The sequence below is a fragment of the Photobacterium sp. WH24 genome (genome assembly GCF_019204055.1).
In the GTDB taxonomy this organism is placed as follows: Bacteria; Pseudomonadota; Gammaproteobacteria; order Enterobacterales; family Vibrionaceae; genus Photobacterium; species Photobacterium arenosum.
In genome coordinates, this window is the sequence record NZ_JAGSOZ010000063.1 from 1 (window position 1) to 665 (window position 665).

The window sequence follows — 665 nt, forward strand, 5'->3', positions numbered from 1 at the left end:
AAAAAATCTTACGAAGCGGCAGCTGATTCCTAAAATATGCCAACATCAGGAAAGTCAAAAGTATGAATTAAGAACTCTGATCCAGTCGATTCTTATTAGTGTTGATATTACTTATCGCGTTGACTTAAACGATTATGCAGTATTTTTAGTTGGTTTTCTTCATCTCGCTTTTGTTTACGGCGCGCTAAAAAGTCCAGTCTGACAATTTGTGCTTTGCTATTCAATCGATGATCCCGTAATCGCAACCGTCGTAAACTTGGCCTCTTATACGCGAGTATGACAGTACCAACTATAGCAAGCAAAAAGTTGATACTTTTTAACGAGTCCGGCATAAATCCTGATAGGGTATTGCTAAACCAACCGATAGTAAAAGTCCCCAGGATGACCCATAGTACCCATCGTATGGCGAGGCGGAGCTTAAGTCCTTGTTGATATCGGATAAGCATTATTTCTGCATAATTCATAGTCATAACCCCTCCTTGAGTAAATGAATTTGGCACATAGTGAGATCATAGTGTTCTACCACTGAAGCTGTATTCTCAATAAAGTGTCTTAGTGGGGACGCATTTAACATCATTCTGGCACTGACAAGGTTTTTATTTATAGCTCGGCCATAGAATGGCACCAATTGGGTTATCCAACACAAACCACTTAATGAGTCGTAT

Annotated in this window: 1 protein-coding gene; it reads left to right on the forward strand. The window is 39.5% G+C overall.

Going from position 1 to position 665, the window contains the following annotated elements; genetic code table 11:
• A partial coding sequence (locus KCG43_RS21335) for a hypothetical protein (RefSeq protein WP_218387485.1) occupies positions 1-202 on the forward strand: 202 nt, incomplete at its 5' end.
• Positions 203-665 lie beyond the last annotated feature (463 nt).